This window comes from Spirosoma areae, from assembly GCF_054781775.1.
Window position 1 is genome coordinate 414634 of record NZ_BAAGTT010000016.1, and the last position, 18302, is coordinate 432935.

The following is an 18302-nucleotide window of genomic DNA, read 5'->3' on the forward strand; positions in this document are numbered from 1 at the left end:
ACTATGGCACCCTCTATCCGCGACATCGCTTTTCAACTTCGGCAGGGAAAACTTATTGCCCTCGCCGACGAAACCGGCTGGTCAGTTGCCGCCGACCCCGTCAATGATCCGGCTGTGGCTCAACTTCTTACCTTACAAGCGGGTATGCCTCCGGGCCTGATGCCAACCATACTTATTCAGAACACCGACCAGTTGGGCTTATACGTAGCTAAATTGCCGGACGTCGCCTACGATTTAGTGGAGTTTGCCGAAAACCCGCTGACGGTCGTTTATGAACAGGGAAAAAACCTGTCATTGACTGTATGGCAACCAATAGGAGAGGAGCCGGTGGCAACTTTGTCAAAGGGTGAAGTGGCCGTCCGGCGGTCGTTGACAGTTGAGGTGCAGCGGCTTATTGGCAGCTTTGGCCGTGGTTTACTGACTATCCCGTTTGAGTCGTTAATACTGCCGCCAGCCGCCGAAGCAATAACCGCCGAACGATTTGGAACGCTTCCAGCCACGCCCAGGCGACCGCGCCTTATGCGGCTGCGGGTGAATGGTGAAGTGAGTTTTATACGAAAATGAATTTTAGCGACATCTTACAGAAGAATCCGATTTTTGACGTCGTCGCCCGCCAGGCCGAAATCCTTGGGGTGCGAGCCTACGTTATTGGTGGGTTCGTGCGCGATTTAGTACTGGGTCGCCCCTCGAAAGACATTGACATTGTGTGTATTGGCAGCGGTATAGCCTTAGCCGAAGCTGTAGGGAAAGCCTTGCGAACCAACGTGTCGATATTTCCGAATTTTGGCACGGCCATGCTGCGGACGTCCATCCGGCCCAACGGCGAGGGGTGGGAAGTCGAATTCGTGGGTGCCCGAAAAGAATCGTACCGGAGCGAATCGCGCAAACCGGTTGTGGAAGATGGCACCCTCGAAGACGACCAGAATCGCCGGGACTTTACCATCAATGCAATGGGTATCAGCCTGAATGAGCGTGGCTTTGGCGAACTACTTGACCCGTTTGGCGGCCTGCAGGATAGTAAACGGAAACTCATTCGCACGCCACTTAATCCGGATATTACCTTCTCCGATGATCCCCTGCGGATGATGCGGGCCATTCGGTTTGCCTCGCAACTGGGTTTCGATATTGAGCCGGATACCTTCGATGCCATCGTGCGGATGAACGAGCGCATCAGCATTGTGTCGCGGGAGCGCGTAACCGACGAACTGAATAAAATCATTCTGTCGGCCACACCGTCGTATGGCTTCAAACTGCTGTATCACGCCGGTTTGCTGGAGCGGATTTTCCCGGAGTTGGTGGCTCTAAGAGGAGTTGAAACCATTGAAGGCAAGGGCCATAAAGATAACTTTTACCACACGCTGCAGGTTCTCGACAACATTGCCAACCGCGCTGATTCAGCCTATTCGGGTATGAATTCAGAAAATGAACTCTGGCTGCGGTGGTCGGCCCTGCTGCACGACATTGCCAAACCCGCCACCAAACGGTTCGATCCGAAAGTTGGCTGGACGTTTCACGGGCACGAAGACCTCGGCGCGCGCTGGGTACCGGCCATTTTTAGAACCATGAAATTGCCGCTCAACGAGCACATGCGTTTTGTGCAGAAACTCGTTCGGCTGCATTTACGGCCCATTGCGCTCACTAAAGAACAAATCACCGACTCTGCTCTCCGCCGGCTGCTGTTCGATGCAGGCGACGATTTAGAGGGGTTGATGGCCCTATGCCGGGCCGATATAACTTCGAAAAATTACGAGCGCGTTCAGAAACACCTGCGTAATTTCGACCGGGTCGAGCGCAAACTGCATGACCTTGAAGAACGCGATAAACTGCGTAGTTTTCAGCCGGTTATCACGGGTGAATTAATTATGGAAATCTTCGGTCTGCCTCCTTCCAAAGAAGTAGGTGAGCTAAAAACCGTTATGCGGGAAGCTATTTTAGAGGGCATTATTCCCAATTCCCTCGATATGGCCTACCCGTTTTTACTCGAAGAAGGCCGCAAACGCGGATTAAAAACAATGAAAAATGAATAATGAAAAATGAAGTTATGAGCCAATTTTCATTCTGCATTTTATCGTATTCATTACACATTCTACATTAACTTCATGAATAACAATACCAATTTCCGGCGCTTCTTTGGCGCATCGCTCACCATTATTGGTGTCGTTGTCGTTCTCTTTGCTTTAGTGGCTTTTTTATCCGATGGTAAGCCCGTTCTGGGTCTCCACGTATCAAAAGGTGAATCGGCAGCGCCCTTCATTGTGGGCATGATTTTCCTTCTGACGGGCGTGAATCTGGTGCGGGAATCGTAGGGACGAGAATGAATAATGTAAAACGAAGCATGATAATTGCACGAATCCATTCTTCATTTAGAAAGTTGTGCCGTCAGCAGCCACTCATACGGATTGAGTGGCTGGGGCAGTCCGTTTGGCTGAATTTGCAGATACATCAGGTGCAGGTGCGTTGGTGAGCGGGTTTTGTAGGCATTGAAACCCGTTCGGCCCATTTCGGCGAGTTTCTGCCCTGCGCTGACCCATTGCCCCGGCGACACGTTCACCCCGCTGTTGTGGGCGTAGTAGAACAGGCCGTGCAGGGTGGGGTCATAAACCCAAATCCAGTTGCCGCCCCGGTATTCAGAACCGGGTTTCCAGGCCGTTTCAATGCCCAGCACTACCCCCCGGCTCATGGCCAGTATATCGACGGGTTGCTCCGTTCGGTCGTCGATAGTATCCTGATTACGGTCGCGGATGAAAATATCCTGAGCCGGGTGACTTCCCCGTACTTTATAATCGAAGAGGTCGAAGCCGTTGCCCCGGTAACCTTCGCCATGCGTGCCGCCAATGGCACTGGGCGTGTAGCCACGAACGGGAAAGCTAAAATAAAGCCCAGTCCGGCGAAGGCTGTCGTGCTGGAGCGAATCCTGTCGGTAGCTTTCCTGGCTCCGAAAACGCGTTTGTAAGGCCTGCATGATGCGGCTGAATTGCAAACGAGCCGAGTCGGGCGTAACGGCCTGCTCCCGAATCTGCGTGTATAAGGTCTGAAACTGCTGACAGTAGGTATATAGTGCGGGGTCATTGGCGTTGTTCTGGACAACCTGCGACGAAGCCGCATTGAGTCCGCCAACCAGTAATGCTCCCACAATGCCCGCTATTCGCATGAACAAAGTTACGTCAATCTTCACTACGCTGTTTTTTCAATAAAGTCGCCAAAAATACGCAAAGTAGTGAAATAGCCCATATACTGATTGGCCTGGAGCCACATTGCCAATTCAGCCAGTAGCGAAGCAGTTAATGTCTTTTCGGAATTACGTCGGGTAGTCCCTTCTAAACAATAAAGATGTCTCTATTTGAACTTATCTGTAGCAATATTTGTCAGTCTTATTGGGTTTAAATAAATATTTTAGACTCAAAAGCGAAAAATTATAGAATAGATTTGGAAATCAATTTTATTGTATCGTTATTCGCCCAAATTTAAAACAAACAATGCAAACAGGAACTGTAAAATTTTTTAATGAAACCAAAGGGTTTGGCTTCATTAAACCCGATGAAGGTGGCGAAGATATTTTTGTACACGCTTCCGGTCTCATCGACCAAATTCGCGAAAACGACAAAGTTAAATTCAATGTCGAACGCGGTAAGAAAGGCTTAAACGCCGTGAACGTCGAAATAGCTTAATTGTAAGATATAGCAGACACCCGTTGTAAAAAACATGCCTTCTGGCATGTTTTTTTTTGCCCTGTCAGTTCAGAAAGCCATTTTTGCGGTCGTAAACAACGGGTTAGGTAGTGGTCAGCTATAGTCAGATAAGACTTATTTGCCGACCCATATCACAGTTGATCACGACCTGACCACTCCTGACCATACATGTCACTCGAACAACGAATTGCTGCCCGGCTGGGGCTGAGTCCTACATCTGTAGCTGCCACCATTGAATTACTCAACGGCGGAGCTACTGTACCCTTCATTGCCCGTTACCGGAAAGAAGCGACTGCGTCGCCCGACCGAGGCCCCCTCGATGAGGTTCAAATTGGTCAGATAAAGGATACACGCCAAAAACTGGCCGACCTCGATAAACGCCGGGACGCGATTCTGAAATCTACCGACGAACAGGGTAAACTCACCCCTGACCTTCGCCGGAAAATCGACGCGGCCGACTCCCTTACGGACCTCGAAGACCTGTATCTGCCTTACAAACAAAAGCGCAAAACGCGCGCGGCCATTGCCATTGAGCGCGGCCTGGAAGCGCTTGCCAATGTGCTCGTTAATCAGCGCGAAACGGCTCCTGACCGAATCGCGCAACGGTATTTGTCGGATGCCGTTCCGACGGTGGCCGATGCGTTGCAGGGCGCACGCGACATCCTGGCCGAGCGATTCAGCGAAGATGCCGATGCCCGCCAGCGCATGCGTAACCTGTTCGAGCGGGAGGCTGTCATTCGGTCGGTTGTAAAGAAAGGGAAAGAAACAGACGGCATAAAATTTACCGATTATTTCAATTTTGCCGAACCACTCCGACGCGTACCCTCGCACCGGCTGCTGGCCCTGCGCCGGGGAGAGTCCGAAGGTTTTTTAACCGTAAGCATTGGTCCCGACGAAGCCGCGGCTATTGACCGGCTCGACCGGCAGTTTGTGGCCGAGCGGTCAGGTACGTCTGCCTGCAAAGAACAGGTGGCGCTGGCCATTCGGGATGGCTACAAACGCCTGCTTAAACCCTCACTGGAAACCGAATTTGCCAACAGTTCAAAAGAAAAAGCCGATGTTGCGGCTATCCAGATTTTTGCCGATAACCTGCGTCAGTTGCTCCTGAGTCCCCCCCTTGGTCAGCAGCGCGTGCTGGCCATCGATCCCGGCTACCGAACCGGCTGCAAAACCGTTTGCCTTGATGCACAGGGTAATTTGCTGACCGACACCGTACTCTATCTGGCCCAATCCGAAAGCCAGCGACAACAGGCGATCCAGACCGTTCAGAAATTGGTAGCGCAGTATAACATCGATGCAATTGCCATCGGAAATGGCACTGCCGGGCGGGAAACGGAGGAGTTTATTCAGGGCTTAAACCTGAATAAACCCGTGTACATGGTCAGTGAGCAGGGCGCGTCGATTTATTCGGCATCGGAGGTGGCTCGTGAGGAGTTTCCCGACCGCGACGTGACCGTGCGGGGAGCGGTCAGCATCGGCCGCCGGCTTATGGACCCGCTGGCCGAGTTAGTCAAGATTGATCCCAAGTCGATTGGCGTTGGTCAGTATCAGCACGACGTCGACCAGACCGATTTGAAGGCCAGTTTAGACACAGTTGTTGAACGCTGCGTAAATCAGGTAGGCGTGTCGCTCAATACAGCCAGTGCGTGGCTCCTGCGCTACGTGTCGGGGCTGGGTCCGCAATTAGCGGGCAGCATTGTGGCGTATCGGACGGAACATGGCGCATTCACCTCGCGCGACCAACTCAAAAAAGTGCCGCGTCTGGGACCCAAAGCGTTTGAGCAATGTGCTGGTTTCTTACGCATCGACGGAGCCAGGAACCCGCTGGATAACAGCGCAGTTCACCCCGAACGTTATGGGGTTGTGGAGCAGATGGCTAGGGATGTGAGGAGCAACGTCGCTGAGTTAATACGCCGGGCCGACCTGCGGCAGCAAATCAAGGCCGAGCGTTATGTAACGGAAACGGTTGGCCTGCCCACACTCCGCGACATTCTGGCCGAACTTGCCAAACCGGGCCGCGACCCGCGCGAACAACTTTCGGTGTTTGAATACGATGTTCGCGTTCGAACCGTTGATGATTTAAACGAAGGTATGGTGTTGCCTGGTGTCGTTACCAACATCACCGCTTTTGGGGCGTTTGTCGATATTGGCGTCAAGCAGGATGGGCTGATTCATGTCTCGCAATTGGCTAATCATTACGTTTCGGACCCGAAAACCGTTGTCAATGTGTACCAGAAAGTAAAAGTAAAGGTGCTGGAGGTCGATAAGGCCCGCAAACGCATTGCATTATCCATGAAATTTTAATAGGTTGCATTGTTCCTATGTGCCATAGCGTTTCCTAAACGCCTAAATCAACCCTAACCCTTCCTTGTATGCAACTACGCTGGTTTCGGGAAAGGCTACGTCCCGTACTGCTAAGTGCCTGCCTTCTTTCGATGCTTACGGCCTGTGAGGCTCTTCGTTCCTCTGGCTCCTCAGTGAGCCGCCGTCCGTCATCACGACCCGTTGCCCGCCGGACATCAACCGGTCGAACACCTGTCCGTCCGCCTTCTGTTCCGGCTAAGCCAACCGGCAAAGTGGTCGACAGCCGCACGTATGAAAATCGGTATGTGCCTGAAGTGGTAAAAATCGCCCGAACGTATACCGGTACACCGTATCAGTCGGGGGGCAACACCACCGATGGTATTGATTGTTCTGGATTGGTCTATGCTGTATTCAATACGGTGGGGCTAAAAATGCCCCGAATTTCGTGGCAGCAGTCGGAAGTAGGGCACGAAGTCGATGTAAAGGAAATTTTGCCCGGCGATTTGATCTTCTTCGTGCCCGACAAAGGGCAGGCCGGGTATGTGTCGCACACGGGCATCGTGACAGAGGTAAACGGGATGCAGAATATCCGGTTCATACACGCGTCCTCATCGCGCGGTGTTCGTGAGGATTACCTCTATGCCGACTATTTCAAAGGTCGGTTTGTGAAAGCCCTGCGACCGTTTTGATGCTGAATGAAATTAAACCAAAAAACCGCTGCGAGAGCGGTTTTTTATTGTTCGGGTATGGCTCTTAAAGGGCGGGCTGGGCATTCGTAATTAATTCCTCCCAGTGTTCGCGAGTTTTCTTTTTCAGTCTCATTTCCAGGCTCAACGCTTCATTTCGGGTAGCAAATTGCTGGGTGAATTTCACTTCCCACGGCTTCCCATTGGCCGTGGAAGGGTTCGTTTTGGCGTTATGTTGCCACAAGGTAATCTTCAGGTCTTTGGTCTGGCCAATAAAATACTGGTCGGTGCTGGGGCTGTAAATAATATAAACTGTATGCATGGGTGTCGAGACTATTATCAAAACTACGCAATTGGTAATACAAAACAAATATTATCTGTGTAAGCGGAACAGTACGACTCACCACGCGAAAAAAATGTACTTTGGGTTGTGCTACGTCGATTTTTTACCCATATTTGCACCCACAAAACGCTTAAATGCATTTTTATTGGGGGATTAGCTCAGCTGGCTAGAGCGCTTCCATGGCATGGAAGAGGTCATCGGTTCGACTCCGATATTCTCCACAACGGTAATGCAGGAGCCTGATAGTTAGGCAATTATAACCTACTATCATGTATGCCTACCAGAAGTTAACACAAAAATTAACAAATACCTTGATGGAGTTGCCTAAAAACAACTCTCAATCAATACTTCCCTTCGCCCCTGTAAACTCCACCATTTCGATTACGATACTTCTAAAAAAATAGCTTCTGGTATTCTATTAATGGAATATCAAGACTCAATCTTTAGAGCGTCGTTACTTTGGCAAATTCAACAAGCTAAAGGATGCAAAAGTCCGCCGTTCCGGTTTGGTAGGTTGGGGTGGTCCTGTTTAGCCGGATAGTCGACTATGCAAGTTTTGATTCAAATTTAAGTACTACGTCTGCTCAAATTGCTCAGGGCTGATGTTGCCCGGCGACGAATGCCGCCGTCTCCGGTTGTACTAACTCTCGATGTACTCAACTAACTCAGTACGAGCATCTGCCAACGATCTGAATACACCATTCTCGAATAACTCTGCCTTCAATCGTGACCAACAGGACTCCGCTCCGGCGGCCCGGCATAAAAGCAGTATCATAGGGGTCGTCAGGCCTGCTCATACTTTGTCTAAATCTGAAATCGGCCAGTGTTTGGCGGAATGACTTACCGATATACTGTCCGCCACGATCCGAATGAATGATACTACCAGGAGTTAATTGGTTTGAATCAATAGCTTTTCGCAAAGCATTATCCACCAGTTCGTCTCCCAGGTTGTCGGCTACTGACCAGCCTTTAATTTTACGGCTAAACAAGTCCATCCAGGCCGCCAGATAACCCCACTCGCTGCCAGCCAGCGGAATATATGTACTGTCGCCTACCAGCACACGGCCCGCAAGAGTCGGTACGTCCGTCTCCAGTAATAGATTCTGACTAAATGGGCCGTTGTGGCGACGGTCAGGGGTTCGGGCAATAAAGCTACGTGGCTGAATGGCATGAAGATCAGCTTCTTGCATCAGGCGTCTAAGCTCATGACGGCCTACTTCGTAACCTTGCTCTTGTAGCTCAGTCAGCAAACGACCGCACGGGCGGCCCCGGACTTCCCTACCGCCGACGATGGTCAGTAAAACTGTTCAGCATCGCCTGACGCAATTTTTCTTTCCCTTCCGTTAGCCGATGGCTTTGTCCGGCCTGGTAGGCATAATAGGCACTACGGCCAACATTGAGCATTTTACAGAGTCTTTCTATTGGAAAATCAAGGGCTAACTCGGTGATCAACCTGTCGGATAGCGTCAGGTCATCCGACTGGAAATGCTCAACGGGGCCGCCTGGCGGGCTTTTTTTAAGATGTCGCGCTCGTGTTTCGTTCAACGCAATTGCTCACGTAATTGGTCGTAGTGATGTTGGGTAATTTCGTTTTGCCGCCCACTTGGTTTACTATACCCCTTCCAACGGTAAAGCAGGTTCTGGGAGATACCCAACGAACGGGCCGCATCTGGCACACTCCGGGTGCCGGTGGTTACCAGACGGACGGCCTCATGGTTAACTTCTTCGTCCTACTTTGGGCGCGGTACCTTTGGGGTTTGTGACTTACTCAGGGTACAGCTAAGTTAAGCACTTAGACTGTCCGGCAAACCTGGACCACCTCAGTGGGCTGGATCGGGCCTCCTTACAATAGCCGGTGATTTGACGATTCGAGCGGAAGGGCCAGAGCACCTTGACCCAGCCAAGAATACTTACTCGGTTGTTTTGGGTGATGTCGTCACCACCGACATCACGGTTAAGTTCACCGTTGGCCAACCCCTGCCCTTCGAGCAGACCTATTCTGTGCCGACAGAATACCAGGCGAATGGTCAGTTGCTGGTAATTAACGCTCTCGTACCTGGCATCTATCCAATGGGCTATCAGAGCAAACCGACGCCTACCGGGGCCACTGCGGATGTAATCCTGAATCTGCCCGCTCCACAGTTGTACTCAGCCCGGTTGGGAAGTCTCACTATTACCGAGTCTACGCTCATTAAAACCTAAGGTTCCAGTAAGCTCTATCGCCTTCAGGGAACTCTCCAGACGGCCCTAACGGGTACGGGCGTAGGTGTTTCAGCCAACAAAGACGTTAATGTAACTGGCACTTTTGATTTACTTCTCGTCGATTAACAACCCTTACCGATGAACCCAATCTTTCTCCAAAAGAAACGCGGATCAATTCATGCGCTCAAGGTAATTCTGACTATAGGTATACTGCTCCTATTGGCAGCTATGTTCATTTCAGCCATAACGCTGGTTCTCTCAAATCGAACACTTACGCAGAGGACTAAGCTTTCACTAATAGCCTTTCTGTTGATTACCGCTCTGTTAGGAATGGGCTTACTGAACCGGCTGAGACGCAGGTAATGTCTTACACTGAAGTTATTCGGAGATATTACTGAACAATTTCCAGCGGTAGCTGATATTCACGCAACCTGTTCATTGATAGCAACATAATAAGTTCATTAAATAGCTCCGTTACCCATTTATTGATCGGAAACAACCATGACCCGTCCGGAAAAGTGTTGACCGTTTGTTGGTAGTCCGTATTTTTATTGACCAGTAATTTAACCCCTATTTTCATTATTTACTACAGCCACCTCCTGATTTTGAGGATAGTAGTTCTTCCATCTTCGCTTTAATTTTCCTTCCCCTTGATGAGCTTGATCCGGTACCAGCATATCACAACTCAAGTGTGGACGCTTATAGTTGTAAAGGAATACCGCTTGCTCAAGCACGAGCTCGGCCTGGGCTAACGAGTACACTGCTCGGTGAGCTAAATACTCATTCTTGATGATCCCGTTCACTCGTTCAGCGATGGCATTCTCCAGTGGATCGCCCGTCTCGGTCATACTAATTTGAACATGATAAGCGTCTAATAACCCAATATAGATGGCGCTACCATACTGAATACCTCGGTCAGAATGGTGAATCAAGGCTTTGGCCGTTCGTCGATTAATCTTTTTCAGCGCCATTTGCAGAGCAGTCTTACAATGAACTGCCTCCAACGTCGGTGCGACACAATAACCCATGATTCGTTTGGAATAGGCGTCAGTTACGAACGATATGTACAGGCATCCGTATTGAGTAAACCAGTAAGTTATATCACTCACCCACAATTGGTTGGGCCTTTCCACTACTAATTCCTTGATCAGGTTCGGGTATTTTCGGTATGGATGACCCGAAAAGGTAGTCCGTACCCTCCCCTCCGCCTTCGTCGCCTGATTAAAAGGTGGTTACCTGCGAATAAGTCAAATAATAGATCCCTGCCTGTTTTTATTCCCTTTCCAATCAGTTCCTCTTTGATCAGCTCATAGAGTTTTTTACCACCCATTCGCGGATGATCTTTACGAACCTTCTTGACCAGGCCTAGAATATCTTCATCATTATTGATCTGGCCAGCTTGCCGTTGCCAGTATTGGTAGTAGCCTTGTCGGGAGAAACCAAGCGCACCCTCTAAGTGCCGAATATGCAGATTGGGATAGTTCATCAGCATAAACCGGATGGCTTGGTAACGGACTTTTTTTCAATATCGACCCCCAGCTCATGTTTAGCCACTCGCACCAGAGTCGAATAATAAAGGGTTTTAAAGTTGGCCGTTTCCAGTTCATCTTCGAGCGAACGCACCTTGGCCCGCAGTTGATTGACTTGGTCCTCTGGGGTAGAAGGCCGAGTTGACTTTCTTGAGGAAGGAGGCAGCAAATCAGGGTCAGTTGAGGCAGCTTGCTTCTTAGCTTTGGCTTCCTCTTCGATTTTCCTGATCCAGCGCAGTACCGTTAGTCGATTGACCTTATACCGCTCAGCGGCCTGGTCAATGTTGAGCTGGCCGAGCAGAACGGCGGCCGCCATTTCACGCATGATCCGTTTAGGCTGTTTCATACGTAGTTTAACAAGTCTGTCCATGAGTTGACTATTTATGGTCAACATATTCCCGGACAAGTCACCAGTTGAGCAGAAGAGAGACTGTATGGATATATAACAAGTTAGTTGCGTAAAGAAAACGCGACGCAACCTACTCCACAGGCCTAAGGAGGGGTTATCGAGCTATTTTTGGTTGAAGGAAATTGAGCATTACTGTACGCCATTAATTACTACTATTTCGTTCACACTGCGGTTGGCACAACAAGTTGGTTTCGGAGCCGGTTGGCTGCATCAGCATCATGGGAGGGCAGATACACTAGCGGGTGTTGAACTGCGTAAGCCAATACCTGCTGATAACTTTGACGGGCTTGGGACTGACTGGCGTTGCCCCCGGCCAGTTCGCCCCGCAGTAACTGGCCCTGACTATAAGACATATCCCCGGCAAACAGGTAATGCGCGTCATCGGCCTGAAACAGCACTGAACTGTGGTGGTGGGTATGCCCCGGCGTAGCGACCAGCAGCAAATCGCCCGCATCGGTCAGGGGCATCGATTGGCTAAAGCCCGCCACTTTTTCAGTTTGATAATCCACTAAACGTGGACTAAACCAGCTCGGATACAGTTCGGGCAGGTTGCTGTAGGGATGGGCAAATTCGGGGCGGGCCACCACAATTTCGGTTTTCGGAAAATAGCGCAGCCCGTCGGTATGGTCCAAGTGCAGGTGCGTCATCACGACCCGGCGGATGCGGTCGGGCGTTATGCCCAACTGCGCCAGTTGCCGGTCTATTTCCTGTTCCCGCTTGATCTCGAAGCGAAACGCTTTTTTATTAACAAACCGGTTGAGAACTCCAACCTGATCGAAGTAATCCGGCCTGAGTACGTCGCTGGTTTCGCCCGTGTCGATTACAAGCACGCCTTCGGGATGTTCGATCACCCAGACCCAGATGGGCATAAACTCGGTAAAATGACTGTCGAGCAGAATGTTTGCTTTACGAAACAACTCGCCCCCTTTTGCCCGGCGGAATGCCTGGGTAACGGCTACGCTGCCGGTGCTGATGGCGTGAATTTTGACAGGTTGCCCATTTTTCAACACGGTTGTGGTATGCACGCTTTTTTCCGGGTAAGGTGAAGTAAGGGACATGGTCGGGGGATTGTAGGTAGGTGAGCGAGGTGACTGGGCCATTGCCCGTTGGGTAAGTTGGGTAGCTACCAGCGTGGCTGCTGCTAAGCGACTCGTTTGCTGCATGAATTCACGTCGTTGCATGGTCTGTCGAGTTTTAGTTGATTGACAGACACAAAGGTGGGGTTAGCGGCACACTTGTGCTTGAACGAACTGGCTATTCTTGGTCAGCAGCGAGGGCGGTAAGCCAAACATTCGGGTAAAAGTGCGGCTAAAATGAGCCGAATCACTAAAACCAGCCTGATGGGCGGCTTCGGTTAGGTTATAGCCGCCGGTAAGTTGCTGAATGGCCAGCAACAGTCGTTCCCAGAGCACATAGCGCCGGATGGGTATACCCACCTGTTCCTTAAACAGATGCACCAGCCGCCCTTCTGACAGGCAGACTAAGTCCGACAATTCTGCCAGTGGGATGGGACGCTCAAGCGATTCTTTTAACAGGGTCTGCGCCTGAATGATGCGGTCGTCAAGCGTAACCAAAGCCAATGGTCCGGCCAGCGTATCGGTCAACTCGGTAAGCTGCCGGGCTAAAATCAGGCAGCTTACCGATCCGCCCAGCGTTTGCCTCAACGCCGTAACAAACGGGATCGTAACGGCATCCGGCAACGATGCAAACGTTGATTGCTCCAAATAAGTAGCCTTTAGAAAGCGTGCCAACCGGGTTTCCGGGTCAAGGTTCAGAAACAGGATGGTACTTTGGCTGGCTAAACATTCGTGAGACTGATCGGAGGCAATCAATACGGCAGAGTGGTGTTGCCAGTCTTGCTGGGGCGTTCGAATCTGAAAGGACTTATCCAGACTGACCATGACCTGTAGAGCATGATGGTCGTGGGTATGCGTATCGAGGGCCGGGCCGATGTATAGAAACTGGCCGGGCCAGAAAAACAGATAAGCCCCCGCCGAAACCGGATGCGTCGTCATATACATGTAGGGTCTGGCCAATAATCGGCGCGATGGTGAAGTTTTTAAAGATAAACCCTTACTTGAGCTTTTCTTAAGTATAATTGTTAAACTTAGTCAAAATTAACAGTAGTAATGACCGACCAATTGCCACGCATGCCTCTGTACCAACATTTGTACGAGATGCTCAGGCAGCAAATTACGAAAGGGGTTTACCAGGAGGGTGAGTTGCTTCCAACGGAAAAGGAACTCCAGAATACCTATAAAGTCACTCAGCCAACGGTAAGACAGGCATTAAGTATGCTTGTCAATGACGGTTATATCAAAAAGGTCCAGGGGAGAGGCAGTACCGTCCTTCCCCTGCCTGTCGGCCTAGGCATTCTTTCTATTGAGGGAAGGCTGGCCAATTCGGATAGCCAAAAATTAAAGTTAAATACCTATATTCTACGCGAACCTCAGTATGGGCCTTTTCCTGAAATAATTTCACTTTTACCCACTCAGGAGCAAATTGAGGCTGGATTTATTTTTTTTGAACGTATCCGTAAGGTTGAGGAGGACATAGTCTTTTATGAAAAAGTTTTCATTCCTAATATCAATCTACCAGGCTTTTTAAATCAGAACCTGAATGATTGTTCATTTTTTGACCTGCTTCGCACGAAGTATAAACTATTTATAAAAGGGGGTGAACAAAAGATATGGGCAGTTGCGGCTGATCCAATTATTAGTGAAATCTTAAAGGTTTCCCCAGGAAGCCCTATCCAAAGGTTGGAAAAACGCACGGACACCAACCGGCTTAATTTCAGTATCTACTCTTCATTGTTTGCCAGCACAGACAAATATCTCCTTCACGGAGTTTTTTGATACGTTTCAACCATTGAGCCTCAGTGCCATGATGGGTATGAAAATTGTTAAACTAAAATGAGGCTGTCTCACAATGAGACAGCCTCATTTTAGTTTGATACACCGGAGGATTATATACGGGTTTCATTTTTTGGATCTCCGAAAACCCCAAAATGCGCTAGACTTGCCAAGCTTCCATTATAAGCGGCATACAAGCCTGGTGACAATACGATAGCAGGCACTTTGCCGGAGGGAGCGGTATGCCCAGCAGGAAAGATTCATTCCCCACTACTATTTGCCAAGTACTTAACGCATCTGATAATAGGATATATTTTGCTCAACTATTCCAACTTTGAAATTCATTATACTGAATAAATAAGAAGTTAGCTTAGATAAGTATGGCTGTGCACTGGTCTATAGATGTTGACAGGAGACAGAGTTTTGAAGCGAAATACCTGTAACTACAAGCTTTAGGAGTAGGCTAATCGATGAAGTTTGGCGTAAATTAGGGAATAAGCTGGGCGCATATCTGGTACAAACGCATAGCAAAAAAAATATCCATCTAATACTATAATCAATTCCGGAAAAATGAAAATATACCATTTTTAAGCCAAAATGGGCAGTATTGCCCGTTTTGGCAAAGTACTGTGCAATGCTCTAAAGAAATTCCAGAGACTAAACGCCCAGTGTATTACCTATCAAAAATGATATTGCCACAACTGCGCCTGTGGAGGAGTTGATCTTCCAGGAGATAGCACTGCTGCCCCTGGCTACATAGAATATTACTCAGTTCGGTTGTTGGTAGTAGCCCACAAAAAAAATTTATCCCCAAAAAATTTATTATAATAAATTTACTATACATTTGTCAACATCATAAGTTCTTGTACTTAACGAATCATTCCTGGTACTATACAGAGTCCCGTCACAGAAGCTTTGTAATCGAATTGCCAAAGTTGGTGTAGACAGTTTAAGTGATCAAAATAGATGATGCCAACTACATGCAACAAGTAGAATATCACTCATCATCTCATAAATAATATCAGTTTTTAGTCTGTAAGTTGATTTGCCCAGGAGTTAAATATGATTGATAAAATTTTAGCAGAACAAGAAATCCACTTCCTCAAATTAAGTATTCTTAAACCCTTAATAACCAATCAAATGAACGAATTAATACGTAAAGTGGGTATGATGAACTACCTATCCTCGAAAGGTTTTTCAATTCTTTGCACTAGTGCGGTAATCTTATGGCTGTGCCTGATTGGCGGGAAAACTTCGGCGGCCACAAATGCCCATTGTGCTGATATACTAAATCAGAAAATGAGTGCAGACATAGACGTAAGAGGTGAGGTGAAGGATGTTAACGGGGAACCTTTACCTGGTGTAAACATAACTTTAAAGGGTACTTTCAACGGGACGACTACCGACGCTTTGGGTAAATATGCAATAAAGGCACCCGAAGATGGTGAGCTTGTTTTTACGTATATCGGTTTTGTGAATCAGGTGATTGCAATTAATAGGCGGTCGGTGATTAACGTAAAAATGGAGGCCGAAACCAAAGCACTTGGCGAGGTGGTTGTGGTTGGTTATGCAACGCAAAAGAAGGTTAGTGTCACCGGAGCCGTCAGTCAGATAAAAGGGACTGATTTGGTGAAAAGAACGACTTCTAATGTACAGCAGGCTTTGCAGGGGCAGGTTTCCGGGGTGACTATTATTGATCAGGGAGCAGGTCCTGGTAAATCCAACATGGTGATGCGCGTTCGGGGAATAACCACCCTGGGTAATAACGATGCACTAGTCATCGTGGACGGAATCGAACAACGAATCGCGGATATAAACCCGGACGACATTGAAACCGTATCGGTGCTGAAAGATGCGGCTTCAACGGCCATTTATGGGTCCAGGGCGGCCAATGGCGTTATTTTGATTACAACGAAACGAGCCAAATCCGAAAAAGTTTCGGTTTCCTATAGTGGGTATTATGCCATTCAAAAAAGTGCCAATAACCCAGTGCATATGGGACTTGAAGCGTATATGCGCCTTCAAAATATAGCGTATAATAATTCGTTTGGAGCTCCTATTTACTCGGAGGCAACCATTCAGGAGTATATCAATGCTACTGATAGACTGAAATATCCATTGCCCAATACCTGGTTTGATGCTGTGTTAAGTCCTGCTCCCCAACTGTATCATTCGCTGGCTGTTGCAGGGGGAAGTGAAAAAGTAAAAGCAAGGCTTAGTCTCAGGTACCAGGATCAGGACGGGATTATTGCCAATTCGGGGTCAAAAATCAGCGAAATACGGTTAAACACCGACTATACGATATCGCCTAAAATTTCAATTGCAACTGATATCAATTATCGGTTTTCAAACACGCTCTCGCCAATTAATGAAAATGCTGTTTTCACGCGTATGCTGCAAACGTCGCAGTGGACAGTTCCTAAATATCCCGATGGAACGTACGGAATCAGTTCGGACGGACATAATCCCTTGTTGTATGCAGAAGCCGCCGGTACCAGCCGGCTAAAAAATGATTTGTTGACGGGAAATATTAAAGCAGACTGGACAATCGTAAAAGGGCTTAAATTCTCGACACAAATCGCTGCCTCCATTACCTCGATTACCGGAAAAAATTACACGAATAGCTACGAAGTCCTTGACTACTATAACCCTAAAATAATCAGAAAAGCCGTACCAATCAATTCCCTCTTAGAAACCCGGAATAGTTCCCGGGAGATTACAATGAATAATTTGCTTACGTATTCATTAATGGCTCACAGTCATTCGTTTAATATCCTAACAGGCTATTCGCAAATAGAGAATGTAACCAATAATTTATCGGCTTTTCGGCAAGGCTTTTATAACAACAGTATCCAATCGATTGGCGTTGGCACAAACGATGGTACTAAAAGCAATGACGGGAATGAAGCAACTTGGGGCTTACGGTCCTATTTCAGCCGGTTGAATTACGCCTACAAAGAAAAGTATCTTATCGAGGCAAACGCCCGTTACGACGGCTCATCCAGATTCGTTGGCAATAATCGCTATAGTTTTTTCCCCTCTTTCTCGGCCGGATGGCGTATTTCCGAAGAGCCGATATGGCGTAGCATAGGCGTCGATAAGGTTATTAATGAACTGAAATTCCGGGGTTCCTGGGGAAAGACTGGTAATCAGGCCGTTGGTCTATATACCGGCCTGGTTACGTTAAATCCATCTACTTATTCATTTGGTGGAACTCCGGTTCAGGGTTATCAGCAACAGACACTGGCCAATAAAGATATATCCTGGGAAACCACTACCCAGGCAAACCTTGGACTGGATGCACAACTGTTAAATAACAGGCTATCCATATCCATAGATTATTACCACAAAAAGACGAATGACATTTTGCTTTTATTGCCCGTACCCGGAACGCTTGGTTTAAATCCTACGTACCAGAATGCAGGCAGAATGGATAATAAAGGCTGGGAGTTTTTGATAGAATCAAGAAATAATTTCGGAAAATTTGGGTTAAATGGAAATTTAATTTTTAACATAAATAATAATAAGGTCATTGATCTGGCAGGTACGGGCCCTTACATCACCGGTGGTCTGGAAGATAAAAATATAGTGGGTGAAGGGTATCCATACGGAGCCTATTGGGGATATAAAACAGATGGATTATTTCAGACCCAGGATCAGGTTAATAGTTATCCAAATTTCAGGCCGGGCACTGCGCCGGGAGATGTAAAAGTTGTCGACTTAAATGGGGATGGTAAAATTACACCGAATGATATGACCTACTTAGGTCTAACGTTTCCTAAATACACGTTTGGTTCGTCCTTAAATCTGACCTACAAAGGGTTTGCGCTGAACCTGTTGTTTCAGGGAATAGCAGGCTCCAAAACTCGGCTGGGTGGGGCTATTTTTCAAATGGGGGTTTGGGGAGGCTTCACCCACGAGTTAATTACCAATAACTATTGGACGCCTGAACATCCCGATGCAAGGTTTCCGAGACCCGTTAAATTTGATACCCGAAATGATGATATGTTCGACCGGTCGCTGGTAAGTGCCGCTTACCTACGGTTGAAAAACGTTCAGCTTCTCTATAAAATACCTTCCCTGATAACATCCAAACTTCGGATTAAAGGTATGAGCGTATATGTTGCCACCACCAATCTGCTCACGTTTGCTTCCTTTAACGAATGGAATCTTGATCCGGAAACGCCCCCCGGCACCCGGGCAGAACGGTATCCACAAACCTCCGTTTCGACTGTTGGCACTAACATTCAGTTCTAAAAATTTAACCATCCGTTTCGGAGATTAACTT

18 protein-coding genes, 1 tRNA gene and 1 pseudogene are annotated in these 18302 nt (G+C 48.2%); 10 read left to right on the top strand and 10 right to left on the bottom strand.

Features of this window, described 5'->3' with window-relative positions; translation table 11 throughout:
• Window positions 1-3 precede the first annotated feature (3 nt).
• The 3 genes from ACYVI1_RS07805 (at window position 4) to ACYVI1_RS07815 (ending at window position 2306) form a co-directional block, all read left to right on the top strand.
• Complete coding sequence (locus tag ACYVI1_RS07805) at window positions 4-564, top strand: L-threonylcarbamoyladenylate synthase (RefSeq protein ID WP_460908534.1); 561 nt, start codon at window positions 4-6, stop codon at window positions 562-564.
• Complete coding sequence (locus ACYVI1_RS07810; protein ID WP_460908536.1) at window positions 561-2027, top strand: CCA tRNA nucleotidyltransferase; 1467 nt, start codon at window positions 561-563, stop codon at window positions 2025-2027. Before ACYVI1_RS07805 ends, ACYVI1_RS07810 begins: the two co-directional genes overlap by 4 nt.
• Window positions 2028-2099: 72 nt before the next feature.
• On the top strand, window positions 2100-2306 hold the full coding sequence (locus ACYVI1_RS07815; protein WP_460908538.1) for a hypothetical protein: 207 nt from the start codon (window positions 2100-2102) through the stop codon (window positions 2304-2306).
• Between the two features lie 53 nt (window positions 2307-2359).
• On the opposite strand, the gene ACYVI1_RS07820 is transcribed toward ACYVI1_RS07815, so the two are convergent.
• On the bottom strand, window positions 2360-3151 hold the full coding sequence (locus ACYVI1_RS07820; RefSeq protein ID WP_460908790.1) for a M23 family metallopeptidase: 792 nt from the start codon (window positions 3149-3151) through the stop codon (window positions 2360-2362).
• A 325-nt stretch (window positions 3152-3476) separates the two neighbouring features.
• Between ACYVI1_RS07820 and ACYVI1_RS07825 the strand changes: the two genes are divergently transcribed.
• From ACYVI1_RS07825 to ACYVI1_RS07835, 3 genes are all read left to right on the top strand, one after another.
• The gene (locus ACYVI1_RS07825) at window positions 3477-3668 is read left to right on the top strand and encodes a cold-shock protein (protein ID WP_018620078.1); all 192 of its coding nucleotides are present in this window, start codon (window positions 3477-3479) and stop codon (window positions 3666-3668) included.
• A gap of 189 nt (window positions 3669-3857) precedes the next feature.
• Window positions 3858-5993 (top strand): Tex family protein, encoded by a 2136-nt coding sequence (locus ACYVI1_RS07830; RefSeq protein WP_460908541.1) that lies wholly within the window; start codon window positions 3858-3860, stop codon window positions 5991-5993.
• A 68-nt stretch (window positions 5994-6061) separates the two neighbouring features.
• The gene (locus tag ACYVI1_RS07835; RefSeq protein WP_460908544.1) at window positions 6062-6682 is read left to right on the top strand and encodes a C40 family peptidase; all 621 of its coding nucleotides are present in this window, start codon (window positions 6062-6064) and stop codon (window positions 6680-6682) included.
• Window positions 6683-6746: 64 nt separating this feature from the next.
• On the opposite strand, the gene ACYVI1_RS07840 is transcribed toward ACYVI1_RS07835, so the two are convergent.
• On the bottom strand, window positions 6747-7001 hold the full coding sequence (locus ACYVI1_RS07840; RefSeq protein WP_460908546.1) for a GIY-YIG nuclease family protein: 255 nt from the start codon (window positions 6999-7001) through the stop codon (window positions 6747-6749).
• 168 nt (window positions 7002-7169) lie between these two features.
• On the opposite strand from ACYVI1_RS07840, the gene ACYVI1_RS07845 reads away from it, so the two are divergent.
• A tRNA-Ala gene (locus ACYVI1_RS07845) sits at window positions 7170-7243 on the top strand.
• A gap of 444 nt (window positions 7244-7687) precedes the next feature.
• Here ACYVI1_RS07845 and ACYVI1_RS07850 read toward each other — a convergent pair.
• The 3 genes and pseudogenes from ACYVI1_RS07850 to ACYVI1_RS07860 form a co-directional block, all read right to left on the bottom strand.
• Entirely contained in the window at window positions 7688-8212 is a 525-nt protein-coding gene (locus tag ACYVI1_RS07850; protein ID WP_460908548.1) for a transposase, read from the bottom strand.
• Between the two features lie 88 nt (window positions 8213-8300).
• Window positions 8301-8567, bottom strand: coding sequence for a hypothetical protein (locus ACYVI1_RS07855; protein WP_460908550.1), 267 nt, complete (start codon window positions 8565-8567; stop codon window positions 8301-8303).
• A pseudogene (locus tag ACYVI1_RS07860) lies at window positions 8564-8737 on the bottom strand (transposase); the annotation flags it as partial. The gene ACYVI1_RS07855 and the pseudogene ACYVI1_RS07860, both read right to left, overlap by 4 nt.
• A gap of 145 nt (window positions 8738-8882) precedes the next feature.
• Here ACYVI1_RS07860 and ACYVI1_RS07865 point away from each other — a divergent pair.
• On the top strand, window positions 8883-9224 hold the full coding sequence (locus tag ACYVI1_RS07865) for a hypothetical protein (protein ID WP_460908552.1): 342 nt from the start codon (window positions 8883-8885) through the stop codon (window positions 9222-9224).
• A gap of 563 nt (window positions 9225-9787) precedes the next feature.
• Here ACYVI1_RS07865 and ACYVI1_RS07870 read toward each other — a convergent pair.
• From ACYVI1_RS07870 to ACYVI1_RS07890, 5 genes are all read right to left on the bottom strand, one after another.
• Window positions 9788-10375, bottom strand: a complete 588-nt coding sequence (locus ACYVI1_RS07870; RefSeq protein WP_460908792.1) for an IS3 family transposase — start codon at window positions 10373-10375, stop codon at window positions 9788-9790.
• Entirely contained in the window at window positions 10372-10716 is a 345-nt protein-coding gene (locus tag ACYVI1_RS07875) for a hypothetical protein (RefSeq protein WP_460908554.1), read from the bottom strand. Before ACYVI1_RS07875 ends, ACYVI1_RS07870 begins: the two co-directional genes overlap by 4 nt.
• On the bottom strand, window positions 10710-11099 hold the full coding sequence (locus ACYVI1_RS07880; protein WP_460908556.1) for a hypothetical protein: 390 nt from the start codon (window positions 11097-11099) through the stop codon (window positions 10710-10712). The genes ACYVI1_RS07875 and ACYVI1_RS07880 overlap by 7 nt, the downstream gene beginning before the upstream one ends.
• A 224-nt stretch (window positions 11100-11323) precedes the next feature.
• A complete protein-coding gene (locus tag ACYVI1_RS07885) occupies window positions 11324-12343 on the bottom strand; it encodes an N-acyl homoserine lactonase family protein (RefSeq protein WP_460908558.1) in 1020 nt (339 codons plus the stop codon).
• Window positions 12344-12385: 42 nt separating this feature from the next.
• Entirely contained in the window at window positions 12386-13177 is a 792-nt protein-coding gene (locus tag ACYVI1_RS07890; RefSeq protein WP_460908560.1) for a helix-turn-helix domain-containing protein, read from the bottom strand.
• Between the two features lie 114 nt (window positions 13178-13291).
• Here ACYVI1_RS07890 and ACYVI1_RS07895 point away from each other — a divergent pair, with 114 nt between their 5' ends.
• Both ACYVI1_RS07895 and ACYVI1_RS07900 read left to right on the top strand, forming a co-directional pair.
• Complete coding sequence (locus ACYVI1_RS07895; protein WP_460908562.1) at window positions 13292-14017, top strand: GntR family transcriptional regulator; 726 nt, start codon at window positions 13292-13294, stop codon at window positions 14015-14017.
• 1059 nt (window positions 14018-15076) lie between these two features.
• On the top strand, window positions 15077-18271 hold the full coding sequence (locus ACYVI1_RS07900) for a SusC/RagA family TonB-linked outer membrane protein (RefSeq protein ID WP_460908565.1): 3195 nt from the start codon (window positions 15077-15079) through the stop codon (window positions 18269-18271).
• Window positions 18272-18302 lie beyond the last annotated feature (31 nt).